The following is a 14163-nucleotide window of genomic DNA, read 5'->3' on the forward strand; positions in this document are numbered from 1 at the left end:
GTGGTCGCCGCGGCCGCGCACAGCGGTGCCCGGCACGCACACCAGGAGGCGGCCCCGCTCTGGCGCGCCGCCCTCGACCTGCACGTGCGCGCGGGCCACGAGGACCCGTCCGCCGCCCGCGCCGACCGCCTGGCGGCGCTCGACGCGCGCTGCGCCCTGGTCGACGCGCTGGCCCACGGCGGCAACGACGAGGAGGCGCGGGCGCTGCGCACCGCCGCGCTGGCCACGGCCCGGGCGCTGGGCGCCGCGCGCGCCCCCGCGTCCGGGGACGTGTCGTGGGTGGCCGGGCGGGTGACGGCCGCCGAGGACCCGGTGCTGGCGGTCCTCACCGCGTGGCGCGCGCCCACGATCTGGACGACCCGCCGTCGCGGCCTGCCCGAGGACGAGCTCGTCGCCGCGCTGCTCGCGGCGCTCGACCGGGTGCCCGCCGGGCCGGTGCGGGTCCGCCTGCTGGTGACCACGGTGTTCGAGGTGGAAGGCGCCGACGACGAACGCGCCTTCCTGTTCTCGGCGCAGGCGCTGGCCCTGGCCCGCGAGCTGGGCGACCCCGAACTCCTGTGCGCGGCCCTCAACGCCCGCGCGTTCGTCTCCCTCGGCCCCGACCTGTGGGCCGATCGCGCGCCGCTGGCGGCCGAGCTGCTCGAGGTGGCGCGGGCGGCGGGCCTGCCGGAGTTCGAGGCGGTCGCGCGGTTCCTGCTGTTCCTGGTCGCCGCGGGCGAGGGCGCGCTTGTCCGGGCGCGCGCCGAGATCGATCAGGCCGTCGCCTGCGGCTCCGGCGGGCAGCTCGGGCCGCTGCTCGTGGTGTCCACCGCGTTCCGGGCGGTGCTGGCGGTCCTGCGCGGCGACCACGACAGCGTGCGGACCGTGCTGGCCGGGCTCGCCGCCCACATGACCGCCTCCGGTCACGCGAACGGCGAGGAGCTCCGGATGGTGGGGGAGATGCAGATCGGCTGGGCGGAGGGCGACCTGTCCGGCGCGCTCGATGTCTACGCCGCGATGTACGAGGCCGCGCCGAGCGTGATCGCCTACGTCTACGCCCTCGCCCTGCTCGACGCGGGCGACGCCGCAGGCGCGGCCCGCGTGGTGGAGCGGGGCCATCCGGTGCTGCGCGACTACTACTGGAGCGCGATGTCGATGTTCGCGGCCCGGGTCGCGGCGCGGCTGGGCGACACCGCGCGCGCCCGCCGCCACTACGACGACCTGCTGTGCCGCGCGGGCACCATCGGCGGCCTCGACTCGGGGTCGGTGGCGCTCGGCCCGGTCGACTCGGTGCTGGCCGAACTCGCCGACGCCCTCGGCGACCCGGCCGCCGCCGCGGCCCACCGCCGCGACGCCGACCGGGTGCGCGCGCGGATCGCCGCCGAGCTCGCCGCGTCCGACGCGGCGTACCCGGCCGGGTGAGCCGGGGCGCTACCCGCCCGCGATCGCCCGCCGCCTGCGCCGGTGGCCGACCCCGAACACGGCGAGCATGACCCGCAGCGTCAGCCCGCCGCCGCCGGTCGCGCGCGCCCACTCTTCGGGCGTGCACACCGCGGCCATGCGCGGCAGCTCGAAACGCATCTTCGCGCCCGCCCGCGCGGCCGCCTCGACGTCGGCCCACCGGTCGGGGTGGACGTGCGCGCGCACCGCGGGAAAGACGGTGCGTTCCTCGTCGGCGATGTGCTCGGTGAGGACGTCGTCCAGCCTGCGCAGCGCCTCGGCCAGCGCGGGGGCGCCGGCCGCGCCGCGGGCGACGAGCCCGGCGGCGGCGGTGTCGACCTCGGCGAGCAGCGGGTCGAGTTCGGCGTGGTCGTCGCTGAGCTCGCGCAGGTCGACCGCGGCGCCCGCGGCCTCGGCCAGCACCGGCCACAGGACGGTGTCCTCGATCCGGTGGTGATGGTGGACGGAGGCGCACAGGTCGCGGAGGTAGCCCGCCACGGCGGCCGCGCGGCGCGGTCCGCACGCCGACCGGCCGCGGGCGATGTCGGCCGCGACGGCGGCGAGGTGGGCGGTGTCGGCGAGCATGGCGCGATGGGCGAGGGAGATGCCGAGCAGGTCGGGCACGGCGGTGGGATCGTCGGTCATGACCCGACGGTGCCGCGCGCCGCTTGCGGCCCACTTGCCGCCCGCTCGCGGCGGGCCGCCGACCGGCCCCGACCAGCGATCCTCTACCGTCGAACCCGACGTCTGCGGTCGTCGGCCACCGGCCCGAATTCCGCACAGTGGACCATCCGGTCGCGGTGAGGACGACGGCAGCAGTACGCTCGTCTTGTTTGCACCACACGTCCCGCGGACAACGCGGGACATATACGTTGTCTGTTGGAACAGCTGGGGTCCGCTCACAAGCGTGTTCGCCTGGCCGTGCAATGAGGGCACCATCCTAGGAGGACACGAAGATCCATGTCCAAGATCAAGGTTGAAGGCACCGTCGTAGAACTCGACGGCGACGAGATGACCCGGATCATCTGGCAGTTCATCAAGGACAAGCTGATCCACCCGTATCTCGACGTGAACCTCGAGTACTACGACCTCGGCATCGAGTACCGCGACAAGACAGACGACCAGGTCACCGTGGACGCCGCCAACGCGATCAAGAAGCACGGCGTCGGCGTCAAGTGCGCGACCATCACTCCCGACGAGGCCCGCGTCAAGGAGTTCGGCCTCAAGAAGATGTGGCGCTCGCCCAACGGCACCATCCGCAACATCCTGGGCGGCACCATCTTCCGCGCGCCCATCATCATCTCCAACGTGCCGCGACTGGTCCCCGGCTGGACCAAGCCGATCATCATCGGCCGCCACGCGTTCGGCGACCAGTACCGCGCCACCGACTTCAAGGTGTTCCAGGGCGGCACGGTCACCCTGACCTTCACCCCCGACGACGGCAGCGAGCCGATCGTGCACGAGGTCGTGAAGATGCCCGAGGACGGCGGTGTCGTCATGGGGATGTACAACTTCCGCAAGTCCATCGAGGACTTCGCGCGGGCCTCGTTCAACTACGGCCTGCAGCAGAACTACCCGGTGTACCTCTCCACGAAGAACACCATCCTCAAGGCCTACGACGGCATGTTCAAGGACACCTTCCAGGAGATCTTCGACGCCGAGTTCAAGGCCGAGTTCGACGCGGCGGGCCTGACCTACGAGCACCGCCTGATCGACGACATGGTCGCCTCCTCCATGAAGTGGGAGGGCGGCTACGTCTGGGCATGCAAGAACTACGACGGCGACGTCCAGTCCGACACCGTCGCCCAGGGCTTCGGTTCGCTCGGCCTGATGACCTCGGTGCTGCTGACCCCGGACGGCAAGACCTGTGAGGCCGAGGCCGCGCACGGCACCGTGACCCGCCATTACCGTCAGCATCAGCAGGGCAAGCCGACCTCGACCAACCCGATCGCGTCGATCTTCGCCTGGACCCGCGGCCTCGAGCACCGCGGCAAGCTGGACAACACCCCCGAGGTCATCGGCTTCGCGCAGACCCTCGAGGACGTCGTCATCAAGACCGTCGAGGGCGGGCAGATGACCAAGGACCTGGCGCTGCTCGTCGGCGGCGACCAGGGCTACCTCTCCACCGAGGAGTTCCTCGGCGCGCTGGATGTGAACCTGGCTCGCGCGCTGCGCTGATCTCCCGCTCCGACAAGGGCGCCCCACCTACCGGTGTGGGCGCCCTTCGCCGTCCGGGCGGCCGAGGCCGAGCCGGCGCGCGAGCCGGGTGCACAGCCGCGACATCCGCGCGGGGAACGAGTCGGGGGCGGGCACCGTCACCGGCCGTACCCGGCCGTTGTGGATGGCCGAGATGCGCCAGCCCGCGGCGGTGCGCACCAGCACCAGCGTCTGGCGGGACAGTCGGCGCCGCGGCAGTCGCCGCCGCCACGGCATGAGGACCGAGGCGTTGCCGTGGACGAGGGCCACGTCGGCGGTGACCGGTCGCACGGATTCGATCTCGCCGACCAGGGCCGAGCCGGCCAGCACGCCGCGGAACAGGCGGTCGTGGTTGTCCTGGTGCGCGGCCCGGCCCGTGGCGCGGGTGCCGTCGTAGGAGACGTAGTCGGAGTCCTCGGTGAACAGCGCGCCGAAGGCGGCGGCGTCGTTCGCGGTCCACGCGGCGAGGAACCGGTCGAACAGCGCCCGGATGGCGGCCTCGTCGTCGACGGTCGGGGTGGTGGGCATGGCGGCCTCCCTGCGGTAAGGTTTCGATGGTCGAATATTACTATGACAGAAAGGTTCGAATGTCGAAAGATGAGCGGATCGCCGAGATCGGCGCGACGCTGCGCGGGCTCCAGCAGAGTTTCGACCTGTTCGACGAGGTGGTCGCCGAGCGGCTCGGCATCAACCGCACCGACCTGCGCTGCCTCGACCTGGTCGCCGAACGCGGACCGGTGTCCGCGGGCGAGCTGGCCGTCGCCCTGCGGCTGAGTCCGGCCGCCACGACCACGGTCGTCGACCGGCTGGTCAAGGGCGGCCTGGTCACCCGCGCCCCCGACCCGCTGAGCAGGCGGCGGGTACTGGTCCGGGTCACCGGACGGGCCGAGGAACTCATCGCCGGCATCTACGGCCCGTTCGCCGCGGCGGGCGCGGGCGCGCTGTCCCGGTTCACCGACGCGGAACTGGCCGTCATCCTCGACTTCCTCGCGACCGCGCGCACCGTGCACGAACAGCAGACCGACCGGGTCCGCGCGGGCTCCTGATCGCCGGGGTGGGGCAACTCACGCCCCGCCCGGGAGGCGGAGCGGGGCCGGTGGCTGTTGCATGAAGGCGTGACCGCCGTATCCACCGCCGCCCCGGACCGTGCCGAGCTACCGCGCGACAGCTGGCACGTGCCCGCAATGCTGGCGCTGGCCCTCGGCGGCTTCGGCATCGGCACCACCGAATTCGTCACCATGGGCCTGCTGCCCGACATCGCCGCCCGGTTCTCGGTCTCCGAGCCGACCGCGGGCCACGCGGTGTCGGCCTACGCGCTCGGCGTGGTCGTCGGCGCCCCCGTGATCGCCGCGCTGTGCGCGCGGGTGCCGCGCAAGGGGCTGCTGATCGCGCTGATGGCGGCGTTCACCCTCGGCAACGTCGCGACCGTGCTCGCGCCGACCTTCGGCACGCTGGTCGCGGCGCGTTTCGTCTCCGGGTTGCCACACGGCGCCTACTTCGGCGTCGCCTCGCTGGCGGCGGCCACCCTCGCGCCCGCGGGCATGCGCGCCAAGGCGGTCGCCGCGGTCATGCTCGGCCTGAGCGCGGCCAACGTCGTCGGCGTGCCGGCGGCGACCTGGCTGGGCCAGCACTTCGGCTGGCGGGACGCGTTCGTGGTCGTCGCCCTGATCGGCCTGGCGACCGTCGCCGCGATCGCCCGGTTCGTCCCCGCCCTCACGGGCATGAAACTCACCAACCCGATGACCGAGCTCGGCGCGCTGCGCCGCCCGCAGGTCCTGCTCACCCTGGCCGTCGGCGCGGTCGGCTTCGGCGGCATGTTCGCCGTCTACACCTACATCGCCACCACGCTCACCGACGTCGCGGGCATGGCCACGGGCGCGGTGCCGATCGTGCTGGCGCTGTTCGGTCTCGGCATGGTCGCGGGCAACCTCGCCGGCGGCGTGCTCGCCGACCGGGGTGTCGACCGCGCGATCCTGACCGGGCTGGTGGCCATGGTCGTCATCCTCGCGGTCTTCGTCGCCGCCGCGCACAACCCGGTCACCGCCGGGATCGGCGCCTTCTTCGTCGGCGCGTCCGGCGCGGCCCTCGCCCCCGCCCTGCAGACCCGCCTCATGGACGTCGCCGCCGACGCGCAGACCCTCGCCGCCGCCCTCAACCACGCCGCCCTCAACATCGCCAACGCCGTCGGCGCCTGGCTCGGCGGCCTCGTCATCGCCGCCGGGCTCGGCTACACCGCCCCCGCCGTCGTCGGCGCGGCCCTGGCGACCAGCGGCGTCGTGCTGTTCGCGATCACGGTGCGGATCGCGCGCGGGTCGGCCGGGTACGCCGCGGCCTGAGCGGGTCCCCGCGCACGCCGCGCCCCGAACCTCGCCGGCGACCGCCGGGGAGCGACTAGCGTGCAGCCATGGAATCGCTACGCCACGCACCGGACCGTTTCGCGCCGGGGGCTGTCTCGTGAGCGGGGGAACGGTGCTGATCACCGGCGCCAGCTCGGGCCTCGGCGAGGAGATGGCCCGCCAGTTCGCCGCCCTCGGCTACGACCTCGCCCTCTGCGCCCGGCGCACCGAGCGGCTCGAGGAGCTGCGCGCGCAGATCCTCGCGGCCCATCCGGACCGGACGGTGTCGGTGCGGGGTCTCGATGTCACCGACGACGACGCGGTGGCGGCCGTCTTCGGCGAGTTCGCCGCGGAGTTCGGCACTATCGACCGGGTCGTGGTCAACGCGGGCCTCGGCAAGGGCGCGCCGCTCGGCACCGGCAGGCACGCCGCCAACCGGCAGACCGCCATGGTCAACTTCGTCGCCGCGCTGGCCCAGGCCGAGGCCGCGCTCGAGATCTTCCGCGCCCAGGGCCGCGGCCACCTGGTGATGATCTCCTCCATCTCGGGCCTGCGCGGCATGCCGAAAACCCTGACCACCTACGCGGCCACCAAAGCGGGCGTCGCCGCGCTGGCCGAGGGCCTGCGCGCCGAGGCGATCCCGGGCGTCGACGTCTCGGTCGTCTACCCGGGCTACATCCGCTCGGAGATGACCGACCGGACGCAGCACGCGCCCAAGTTCATGGTCGACACCGAGACCGGCGTCCGCGCGATGGTCGCCGCGATCGAGAAGCGCCGCGCCAAGGCCTACGTGCCCGGCTGGCCGTGGATCCCGTTCGGCTACGCGCTGCGGCTGCTGCCCCTCCCCGTGGTCCGGAAGATGATCTGAGGCGGCGGGCCGCGGCCCGCCGCCTCGGCACTACCGCTGCGGCGGCAGCAGATGCCGACCGTCGCGGTCGGTCGAGAGCGCCAGCGAGCTGATGTACTGGATCTCGCCGGCGGGGCCGGGCAGCGCGGAGGCGATCATGTCCGGCCGCTCGAACTCCATGCCGGTGACCGCGCAGGTCAGCGTCGCGCCCGACGGGTTGCCGTGCTCGTCGAACATGGGCGCGGCGATGCCGTCGTCGGTGCGGCGCAGGTAGTAGCGGCCCTTGGTCGCGATCGCGGTCAGCGGGGTCGCCACGAACGCGACCGCCACCGCGACGAGCGGGGAGTACGGCTTCAGCAGCTCGCCGAAGAGGCCGAAGAAGGTCAGGATCGACAGCACCGCCGACGCGCCGAAGCCGACGAGCCCGACCGGGTTGTAGTCGTAGAGCATCCCGCGCCGGAACTCCGGCACCTTGGGCGAGATCTTCAGCAGGTACTTGTTGACCGCGATGTCGGTGGCGACGGTGACGATCCAGGCGATACCGCAGTTGGCGTAGAAGCCGAGGATGTTGTTGAGGAAGTCGAACATGTTCGCTTCCATGAGGATCAGCGCGATGGCGAGGTTGACCACGAGGAACACCAGCCGCCCCGGGTAGGTCTTGGTGACCCGCGTGTAGGAGTTGGTCCAGGCCAGCGAGCCGGAGTAGGCGTTGGTGACGTTGATCTTGATCTGGCTGATCACCACGAGGACGACGGCCAGGGTCATGGCCAGCCAGCCCGGCACCATGTCGCGGTAGATCTCGAGGAACTGGTGCACCGGCTGGTTGGCGATGCCCTGGGCGGCGGGCAGATTCGCGATCAGGTACACCGCGAGGAACAGGCCGACGATCTGCTTGAGCGCGCCGAAGAGCACCCAGCCGGGACCGGCGAGCAGCATCCAGCCCCACCAGCGGCGCGCGTTCTCCGGGGTGCGCGGCGGCATGAAGCGCAGGTAGTCGATCTGCTCGGCGATCTGGGCGATGAGCGACAGGCAGACGCCCGCGGCCAGCAGCGCGCCCGACAGGCTCACCCCCGAGCCGTTCTCCCCGCCGTAGGCGAAGAAGGCACCCACCGAATCCGGGTGCCGCACGAGCAGGAAGCCGAACGGCAGCACCATCAGCAGCAGCCACAGCGGCGTCGTCCACACCTGCAGTTTCGCCAGCGTGTTCATCCCGTAGATCACCAGCGGGAAAATGATCAGCGTGGAGGTGAGATAACCCAGCCAGAGCGGGATACCGAGCCCCAATTCGAGGCCCTGCGCCATGATCGAGCCCTCGAGCGCGAAGAAGATGAACGTGAACGAGGCGAACACGATATTGGTGACGATCGACCCGTAGTAACCGAATCCGCTGCCGCGCGTGATGAGATCGAGATCGATGTTGTAGCGCGCGGCGTAATAGGCGAGCGGGAAACCGGTGAGCATGACGACGACGGCGAAGATACCGATGCCGATCAGCGCGTTTCCGGTGCCGTGCGCGATACCGATATTCGCGCCGATGGCGAAGTCGGCCAGATAGGCGATACCGCCGAGGGCGGAGATCCCGACCACCGCCGGACTCCACTTGCGATAGCTGCGCGGCGCGAACCGCAGGGTGTAGTCCTCCAGCGTCTCCTTCGCCGCGGCGATCCCGTCGGCATTCGGCGGGCGGATATCGACTTCGGTCACGGAACAGCTCCCTCGACGGCATCGGGTAATTCGGCTGACCCGTCGAAGGTTCTCCATCGATGTGCCCGCGGCGTATCCGGTCGATTGCCACGGTGTTACGCCGACCTCACTGTGGCGCGGCTCACAGCGGGATCGGCGGGGCGGTGATCAGACCGCGCGCAGGTGGGTGCGGCTGGCGTAGATGTGCTCGGCGATGAGGGTGGCGATGCGGTCGGGCGCCTCCAGCATCGGCACGTGCCCCACCCCGTGTACCAGGATCCGGTCGGTCGGTTCGGGCAGTTCCCGCAGGTAACGGCGGGCGTAGGTGCGGTTGGGGATGATCCGGTCGTGCTCGGCGAGCAGCAGCCGCACGGGGGTGGCGAGCTCGCCGAGATCGTGCATGGCCGGCGTGCGCAGGCTGCCCAGGATCATCGGGACCATCGCCCGGCAGTGCACCGCCGCCTCGATGACGGTGGCGACGTCGCGGCGGTCGGCCGCGCCGGTGTTCTTCGTCAGCAGCAGGGCGACGGCCTGCTGGACGAGCGCGTTGTTCCAGGCCAGGCCGCCCAGCATGCGCCCGATCTCCACCAGCGGGACCATCGAGGCGAACTTCAGCCCCACCCGGACCTGGGTGAACGACGGGCTCTCCCAGCCGCCCGCCGGGGCGATCGCGGTCAGGGTGCGGGCCCGGCCGCGCCGGGCCAGTTCGAAGCCGACCCACCCGCCGAGCGAGTTGCCCGCGATATGACAGGTGCGCCAGCCGAGGGCGTCGAGCTGGTCCTCGATCCGGTCGGCCAGGGTGTGCACATCGGCGGACCAGCCGTCGATCGGCGCGCCGCCCCAGTGGCCGGCGAACGCGGGCGCGTAGACCTCGCAGTGGCCGGACAATCGGCGCGCGACCCGCTCCCAGCAGTGCGGCGAGAGCATGAACCCGTGCAACAGCAGCACCGGGTCGCCGGACCCGAGATGCAGGGCCTCGACGGGCCCCGGGCGGGCGGTGGTTCGGGTCTGTGACGACGGCATTGTCATCACCCCTTTCCTGGACGACGGTGTCCTCAGGGTGCGTTCCTGACCTGCCATTGTACGGTTTCGGGGTGTCGAAAATCGTGTCAACAGACAATTGTCAATAGGGGGAGTACGGTAGACCCATGTCTACCAGGCAAAACGCGACCGGCGATGGCGGACAATGGGTCTTGTACGTCCGCAAGTCGGGCCCCGGGGACAAGTCGGTGGCGGACCAGGAGCGCGTCGGCCGCCGCGACATCGCGGGCATCGGCGGCGAGGTGGCCGCCGTCTTCAAGGACAACCTGTCGGCCAGCCGGTACCGCCGTGTGCAGGACCGTCCCGGCTTCCAGCAGACCCGCGAGCTGATCGAATCGGGAAAGGTTGTCGGGCTGTGGACCTTCGCGAACAATCGCGCCCATCGAGACCTCGACGACTATGTCGCGCTGCGACGCCTGTGCATCGAGACCGGCACCCTGTGGCGATACGGCAACCGCACCTACGACCTGGCGAAGGCGGGGGACCGGCGCAACGCCAACGCGGATGCGCTGCGCGCCGAGGAGTTCTCGGACGACCTCAGCGAGGCGATCCAGCGCGGCATCCAGACCGCCCTTGAGGACGGCCAGGCGCACGGCCGACTCCCTCGTGGCTACCGCATCATCCGCGACGAACTGACCGGCGCGCCGATGACTCGCGTCCCGATCCCCGAGCAGGCTGCCGTCATCACCCGGTGCTGCGACCTCGTCCTCGGCGGGGCGACCATGAGCGCGGTGACGCGCACCTTCAACGAGGAGTGGGCGCGGGCAACCGGCGCGGCGCTGGACCTCTCCAGCAGCCAGGTCCGCCGCCTGCTGATGTCGCCGACGTACGCGGGCCTGCGCACATACAAGGGCAAGGTGGTGGCGCAGGGCACCTGGACTCCCATCATCGACCTGGACACGCACGAGGCGGTGGTCCGGATCCTCAGCGATCCCGACCGGCGGATGCAGCGCGGGACCGAGCCGAAATGGCTGCTATCCTACCACTCGCGCTGCGGGGAGTGCGACAGCCGGCTGACCGTGCACCGCGAGCTCGGGTACGCCTCGAAGGAACGCCCGCCGACCTACCGCTGCCCGAAAGGGCACGTCGGCCGCCGGGTATCCATCGTCGACCCGCACGTGACCGCGGTGATCCTCCGGCTGCTGAGCAGGCCGGACGCCTACAAGCTGCTCGCGACCGACCCCGAGGCGCCGAAGGCGTCGCTGAAGGCCGACATCGCCGAGCTGAATCGCCTCCAGGCCGAGCGCGACTCGGCGCTGCGCGACGCGGGCCAGGCCGGGCTGACGATGGCTGAGGCCGCGGTGTTCGTGGCGGGACTCAAGCAACAGATCCAGGTGGTGCAGGACCGGATCGACACGGTCACGCGCGCGGTGCCGCCGGACGTGCGGCGGCTGATCGAGGAGGGGCCGGACCTGTGGAACAGTCCCGACTTCACCCTCGCGCAGAAGCGTGATGTCATCCGCACCACCTTCTACGTCAGGATCTCGCCGATCCCGCGCGAGCTGCGCGGCAAGGCGGGCGTGCATGGCGTCGAGGTGCTACCGGCGCGCTTGGCGCCGGGCCGCAGGTCCGGGTCCCTGAAGTAGGCCGGCCACGGTGATTCCCACCAGCCCGGGGATCGTCCAGTACTGCCCGTATCTGGTGAGCCAGTCGGCCATTCCGCCGTGGTCGGCTGCGAACCGGCCGAGCACGTAGGCGGCGACGAGCGCGCTACTCGCCCCGGCCGTGCACATTGCTACGAGCTGGCTCTGCGGGCCGAGGTCGATGATCGAGTACGAGGCGGCCGTCGTGACCAGCAGTGCGGTCACGACGATGACGCACCAGAAAACCAGCGAATAGCTGCGTCCTGCCACGTCGTCGAAGACGAAGTCACTCGCGGCCGGTGTTGTCCTGGACTCGGACAGGCGCGACAGGATGATGAGCAGGACAGCAACGACCGCGCACACGATCAGCGCTAATCGCCGCACGTCGTAGTTCTTGTCGGTGATCCGCTCCTGAATCACGACGGCCGATTGTCCCGCGAAAAACGCACACGCGAGTACGAGCCACACGGTCTGTGCGAGATCGGAGATATTCTCGCCCAGACCAATTCGTGCGAGGGCGGGGTCGATTACCTCGTCTCCGGCGTCGGTGATACCCAGTGCGGTCGCGGCGATGACGGTGGCGATCGCAGTGGTGAAGCGCGCCGCGTCGATGTCCGGCGCGAGATTGACCCCGGTCGGCCTGAAGGTGCGCCACCGGTAGACGACGACGGCGGCCGACGCGAGGAGCAGTGCGCAGATCGGTAGCCAAGGTAACACTCCGCGAGCGTATCCCCTGGGTGTGACACGTGAAGGTGGATTCGCTCGGCTACCAGCCGAGGAAGTTGCGCCAGGACTCGGCGGCTCGCTCTGCCTGCGAAGGGATTTCGCCGTCGGCGACCATGGTGCGCGCCTCGCTGGCGAGCACCTCGGTTTCGACTCCGTACACCCCGGCGATGATGTCGAGCTCGGGGGCGGTCACCTCGCGCTCGCCCATCTCCGTCCGGCGATAGGTGTTCATGCTGAGGCCGACCGCGCTCGCGGCTTGCTTCATGTTCCATCCGCGATCTTCGCGCAGCCGCCCGAGTACTCTCCCGTAGGCGATTCTCAGTTGCCGTCGTAGCTCTCCGAAATCGCTCATAGCGCACCGGCTTTCAGCTCCGTATGGTTCCGGGTGGTATCGGTAGCTATTTCCCAGCGTGACGTCTGGTCGCTGGATTGTGACGTTTCCGGAATTCCATTTCTGGAAACACGGGTTTGCCACGGACTAGCGTGTTCGTCAACGAGATCGCTCCCATCGTTGAGGGCGGCGGAAGTTGCAGGGGAAATCGTGCACGGTGCAGGGGAATCCGATTCAATCGCCGGTTTGCTGGGCGTCGTCGAGCTGACGCCGGCGGGACACATGACGATCGAGCGAGACGGCCTCCTCGTGATCGGCGCGCTGATGCTGCGCGACGGGCGGGTCTTCATACTGCCCCGGCTCGGTGTGACTCATGAGCACTTCCGATCACTCCGGACAGAGGCCGAGCACGCGGTGCTCAACGGGCCCGGGCCGGACTGGAACCACCGCGATGGCGTGTGGATCACCGGCGTGCGCGCTCACTCCTCGGGGGGTAGTGCGGCGAGGGCTGCCTGCTCCTCATCGGCCGGCAGTGGGCCGAGCTTGGCGCGCCGGTTCCAGGCGAGGTCGTAGTCGTCGCCCCATCGGGCATCCCAATCGCTGTACCGGGCGCGGCCCAGTTCGTCGATGAGATCCTGCACCGTCGCGATGTCCTCGGCGGTCAGGGCCTCCATCCGCTCGGCAGCCACCGCGATGTTCGCCGCGCGCAGCTGATCGGCTGCGGTTCGCCCGTCTGGGGCGGCGGCCGCTGGTCCTCCGACTGCGGTCTCTACTTGGGCACTCGGCGTCTCGGCTAGGGGTGGTTCGGTGCCGTCGTACCAGCTCTCGATGGTGCCGATCGGCAGCTCGAGGGCGACTTCGATCTTGCGACGGGTCAGGTCTCGCGGCCATTGCGTGCCGTTCTCCAGTGCGCGCAGGGTCTTCGGATCCACCTTCGCGACGCGCGCGAGGGTGGTCGCATCGATGCCCCGCTGCATGCGGGCAATTGACACCTTCCTGCCAGCCTTGCGCAGCTGCGGGTTCGGCTCATCGTCCCTCGTCACCCCTACATCTTGGGGGGAAACGTAGGGAACATCAACCATCTCAAGGGGGAAATGGCGGTAACTTCTCGCACCTCTGGCCTGCGGCGATGGCGCAATCTTGCGTTTCGCTCGGCCGATCCTCGCCTGCTGCTGTAGTCGACTTCGGGGAGCTGCCGGTAGAAATGTGGATGTATGTCCACCTGCGGCAGTGCGACATGCGGAAGTTGTGGGAGTCACAGTCTTGCAAGTTCCCTATAGTTCCCTTAATCTCCTAACTGTGGCTAATCGCACGATTCGAGACGGGCAGGCGAGCACGCCGTTCCCGCGAGAGACATGGGAACGCGTCGGAGAAACGCTGCGCACCATCCGCGAGCTTCGCGGGATGTCGCCACGACAGCTGGCGGAAGCCATGGGGATCAGCACGGTCTACCTCCACAACATCGAGGCAGGTCGCAAGAAGTTGACGAACTTGCTCCTCTCTCGCGCTGCCGAGGCACTGGCGATCCCTCAGATCGCCATCATGCTGCCCAGCGCGCCGCCGAACCCGACCGCGAAGGAGCAGTCATGAGCAGGTCGCGTGAAGGGGCGCAGGCAGTCCCGAGCTGCGGAGAGTCCGAAGGCCTCGATGAGGCGTGGATCGCCGAGCAGATGTCGCACTTCACCCTGACTGACCTGCTGCCCGCGATCCAGATCCTGCGCGACTTCGCGCGGAGCCGCCCGCAGCCCGGCCGGACGGAGGCGGCGTGATCGCGCTCCTGATTCTCGGCGGCCTGTTCATCGGCTGCCTCTGCGTGGCCGGCGCCGCGGTGATCACGCTGCTCGCCGCCTACACGTCCTCCGGCCCGGTGCTCACACCCGAGCTGGAGGAAGGCCCTGTCGCGGGGGATGCGGCAGGGCTCACCAACTTTCACCACCACTGAAAGGAGTTCGGCCGCCGGGTGGCACCCCAGCGGCCGAGCGTCACAACACTCACAGAGGA

Annotated in this window: 16 protein-coding genes and 1 pseudogene; 9 read left to right on the forward strand and 8 right to left on the reverse strand. The window is 70.3% G+C overall.

Going from position 1 to position 14163, the window contains the following annotated elements; genetic code table 11:
- Nucleotides 1-1401, forward strand: a pseudogene (locus ON36_RS04660) (hypothetical protein); the annotation flags it as partial.
- Between the two features lie 9 nt (nucleotides 1402-1410).
- Here ON36_RS04660 and ON36_RS04665 read toward each other — a convergent pair.
- Nucleotides 1411-2064 (reverse strand): hemerythrin domain-containing protein, encoded by a 654-nt coding sequence (locus ON36_RS04665; RefSeq protein ID WP_043647973.1) that lies wholly within the window; start codon nucleotides 2062-2064, stop codon nucleotides 1411-1413.
- A 315-nt stretch (nucleotides 2065-2379) separates the two neighbouring features.
- Between ON36_RS04665 and ON36_RS04670 the strand changes: the two genes are divergently transcribed.
- Entirely contained in the window at nucleotides 2380-3597 is a 1218-nt protein-coding gene (locus ON36_RS04670; protein ID WP_043647976.1) for an NADP-dependent isocitrate dehydrogenase, read from the forward strand.
- Between the two features lie 27 nt (nucleotides 3598-3624).
- On the opposite strand, the gene ON36_RS04675 is transcribed toward ON36_RS04670, so the two are convergent.
- The gene (locus ON36_RS04675) at nucleotides 3625-4143 is read right to left on the reverse strand and encodes an SgcJ/EcaC family oxidoreductase (protein WP_043647979.1); all 519 of its coding nucleotides are present in this window, start codon (nucleotides 4141-4143) and stop codon (nucleotides 3625-3627) included.
- 59 nt (nucleotides 4144-4202) lie between these two features.
- Here ON36_RS04675 and ON36_RS04680 point away from each other — a divergent pair, with 59 nt between their 5' ends.
- The 3 genes from ON36_RS04680 to ON36_RS04690 all read left to right on the forward strand — a co-directional run bounded on the left by ON36_RS04680 (nucleotide 4203) and on the right by ON36_RS04690 (nucleotide 6819).
- Nucleotides 4203-4661, forward strand: coding sequence for a MarR family transcriptional regulator (locus tag ON36_RS04680; RefSeq protein WP_043647981.1), 459 nt, complete (start codon nucleotides 4203-4205; stop codon nucleotides 4659-4661).
- 138 nt (nucleotides 4662-4799) lie between these two features.
- The gene (locus tag ON36_RS04685; RefSeq protein ID WP_043648153.1) at nucleotides 4800-5951 is read left to right on the forward strand and encodes an MFS transporter; all 1152 of its coding nucleotides are present in this window, start codon (nucleotides 4800-4802) and stop codon (nucleotides 5949-5951) included.
- 118 nt (nucleotides 5952-6069) lie between these two features.
- Nucleotides 6070-6819, forward strand: coding sequence for an SDR family oxidoreductase (locus tag ON36_RS04690; protein ID WP_043647983.1), 750 nt, complete (start codon nucleotides 6070-6072; stop codon nucleotides 6817-6819).
- 30 nt (nucleotides 6820-6849) lie between these two features.
- Here ON36_RS04690 and ON36_RS04695 read toward each other — a convergent pair whose 3' ends face one another.
- Entirely contained in the window at nucleotides 6850-8502 is a 1653-nt protein-coding gene (locus ON36_RS04695; protein WP_052313653.1) for a purine-cytosine permease family protein, read from the reverse strand.
- Between the two features lie 147 nt (nucleotides 8503-8649).
- Nucleotides 8650-9504 carry an epoxide hydrolase EphH gene (ephH, locus tag ON36_RS04700; RefSeq protein ID WP_043647986.1) on the reverse strand — a complete coding sequence of 285 codons (855 nt, stop codon included), beginning with the start codon at nucleotides 9502-9504 and terminating at the stop codon, nucleotides 8650-8652.
- A 125-nt stretch (nucleotides 9505-9629) separates the two neighbouring features.
- Between ephH and ON36_RS04705 the strand changes: the two genes are divergently transcribed.
- Nucleotides 9630-11108, forward strand: coding sequence for a recombinase family protein (locus ON36_RS04705; protein ID WP_083884910.1), 1479 nt, complete (start codon nucleotides 9630-9632; stop codon nucleotides 11106-11108).
- On the opposite strand, the gene ON36_RS04710 is transcribed toward ON36_RS04705, so the two are convergent.
- The 4 genes from ON36_RS04710 to ON36_RS04720 all read right to left on the reverse strand — a co-directional run bounded on the left by ON36_RS04710 (nucleotide 11061) and on the right by ON36_RS04720 (nucleotide 13205).
- Complete coding sequence (locus ON36_RS04710; protein WP_043647991.1) at nucleotides 11061-11822, reverse strand: hypothetical protein; 762 nt, start codon at nucleotides 11820-11822, stop codon at nucleotides 11061-11063. The genes ON36_RS04705 and ON36_RS04710 overlap by 48 nt on opposite strands.
- A gap of 49 nt (nucleotides 11823-11871) precedes the next feature.
- Entirely contained in the window at nucleotides 11872-12183 is a 312-nt protein-coding gene (locus tag ON36_RS04715) for a helix-turn-helix domain-containing protein (protein WP_083884911.1), read from the reverse strand.
- Nucleotides 12184-12396: 213 nt separating this feature from the next.
- Complete coding sequence (locus tag ON36_RS34470; protein WP_157224771.1) at nucleotides 12397-12537, reverse strand: hypothetical protein; 141 nt, start codon at nucleotides 12535-12537, stop codon at nucleotides 12397-12399.
- A gap of 104 nt (nucleotides 12538-12641) precedes the next feature.
- On the reverse strand, nucleotides 12642-13205 hold the full coding sequence (locus ON36_RS04720) for a helix-turn-helix domain-containing protein (protein ID WP_157224772.1): 564 nt from the start codon (nucleotides 13203-13205) through the stop codon (nucleotides 12642-12644).
- A 256-nt stretch (nucleotides 13206-13461) separates the two neighbouring features.
- Between ON36_RS04720 and ON36_RS34475 the strand changes: the two genes are divergently transcribed.
- Genes ON36_RS34475 through ON36_RS34480 form a run of 3 tightly spaced genes read left to right on the forward strand, consistent with a single transcriptional unit; the run spans nucleotide 13462 to nucleotide 14104 of the window.
- Nucleotides 13462-13752, forward strand: coding sequence for a helix-turn-helix domain-containing protein (locus ON36_RS34475; RefSeq protein WP_157224773.1), 291 nt, complete (start codon nucleotides 13462-13464; stop codon nucleotides 13750-13752).
- On the forward strand, nucleotides 13749-13931 hold the full coding sequence (locus ON36_RS04730; protein ID WP_043648003.1) for a hypothetical protein: 183 nt from the start codon (nucleotides 13749-13751) through the stop codon (nucleotides 13929-13931). Before ON36_RS34475 ends, ON36_RS04730 begins: the two co-directional genes overlap by 4 nt.
- Nucleotides 13928-14104, forward strand: coding sequence for a hypothetical protein (locus tag ON36_RS34480; protein WP_157224774.1), 177 nt, complete (start codon nucleotides 13928-13930; stop codon nucleotides 14102-14104). The genes ON36_RS04730 and ON36_RS34480 overlap by 4 nt, the downstream gene beginning before the upstream one ends.
- Nucleotides 14105-14163 lie beyond the last annotated feature (59 nt).

Source organism: Nocardia thailandica NBRC 100428 (assembly GCF_000308795.1).
GTDB classification, from domain to species: domain Bacteria; phylum Actinomycetota; class Actinomycetes; order Mycobacteriales; family Mycobacteriaceae; genus Nocardia; species Nocardia thailandica.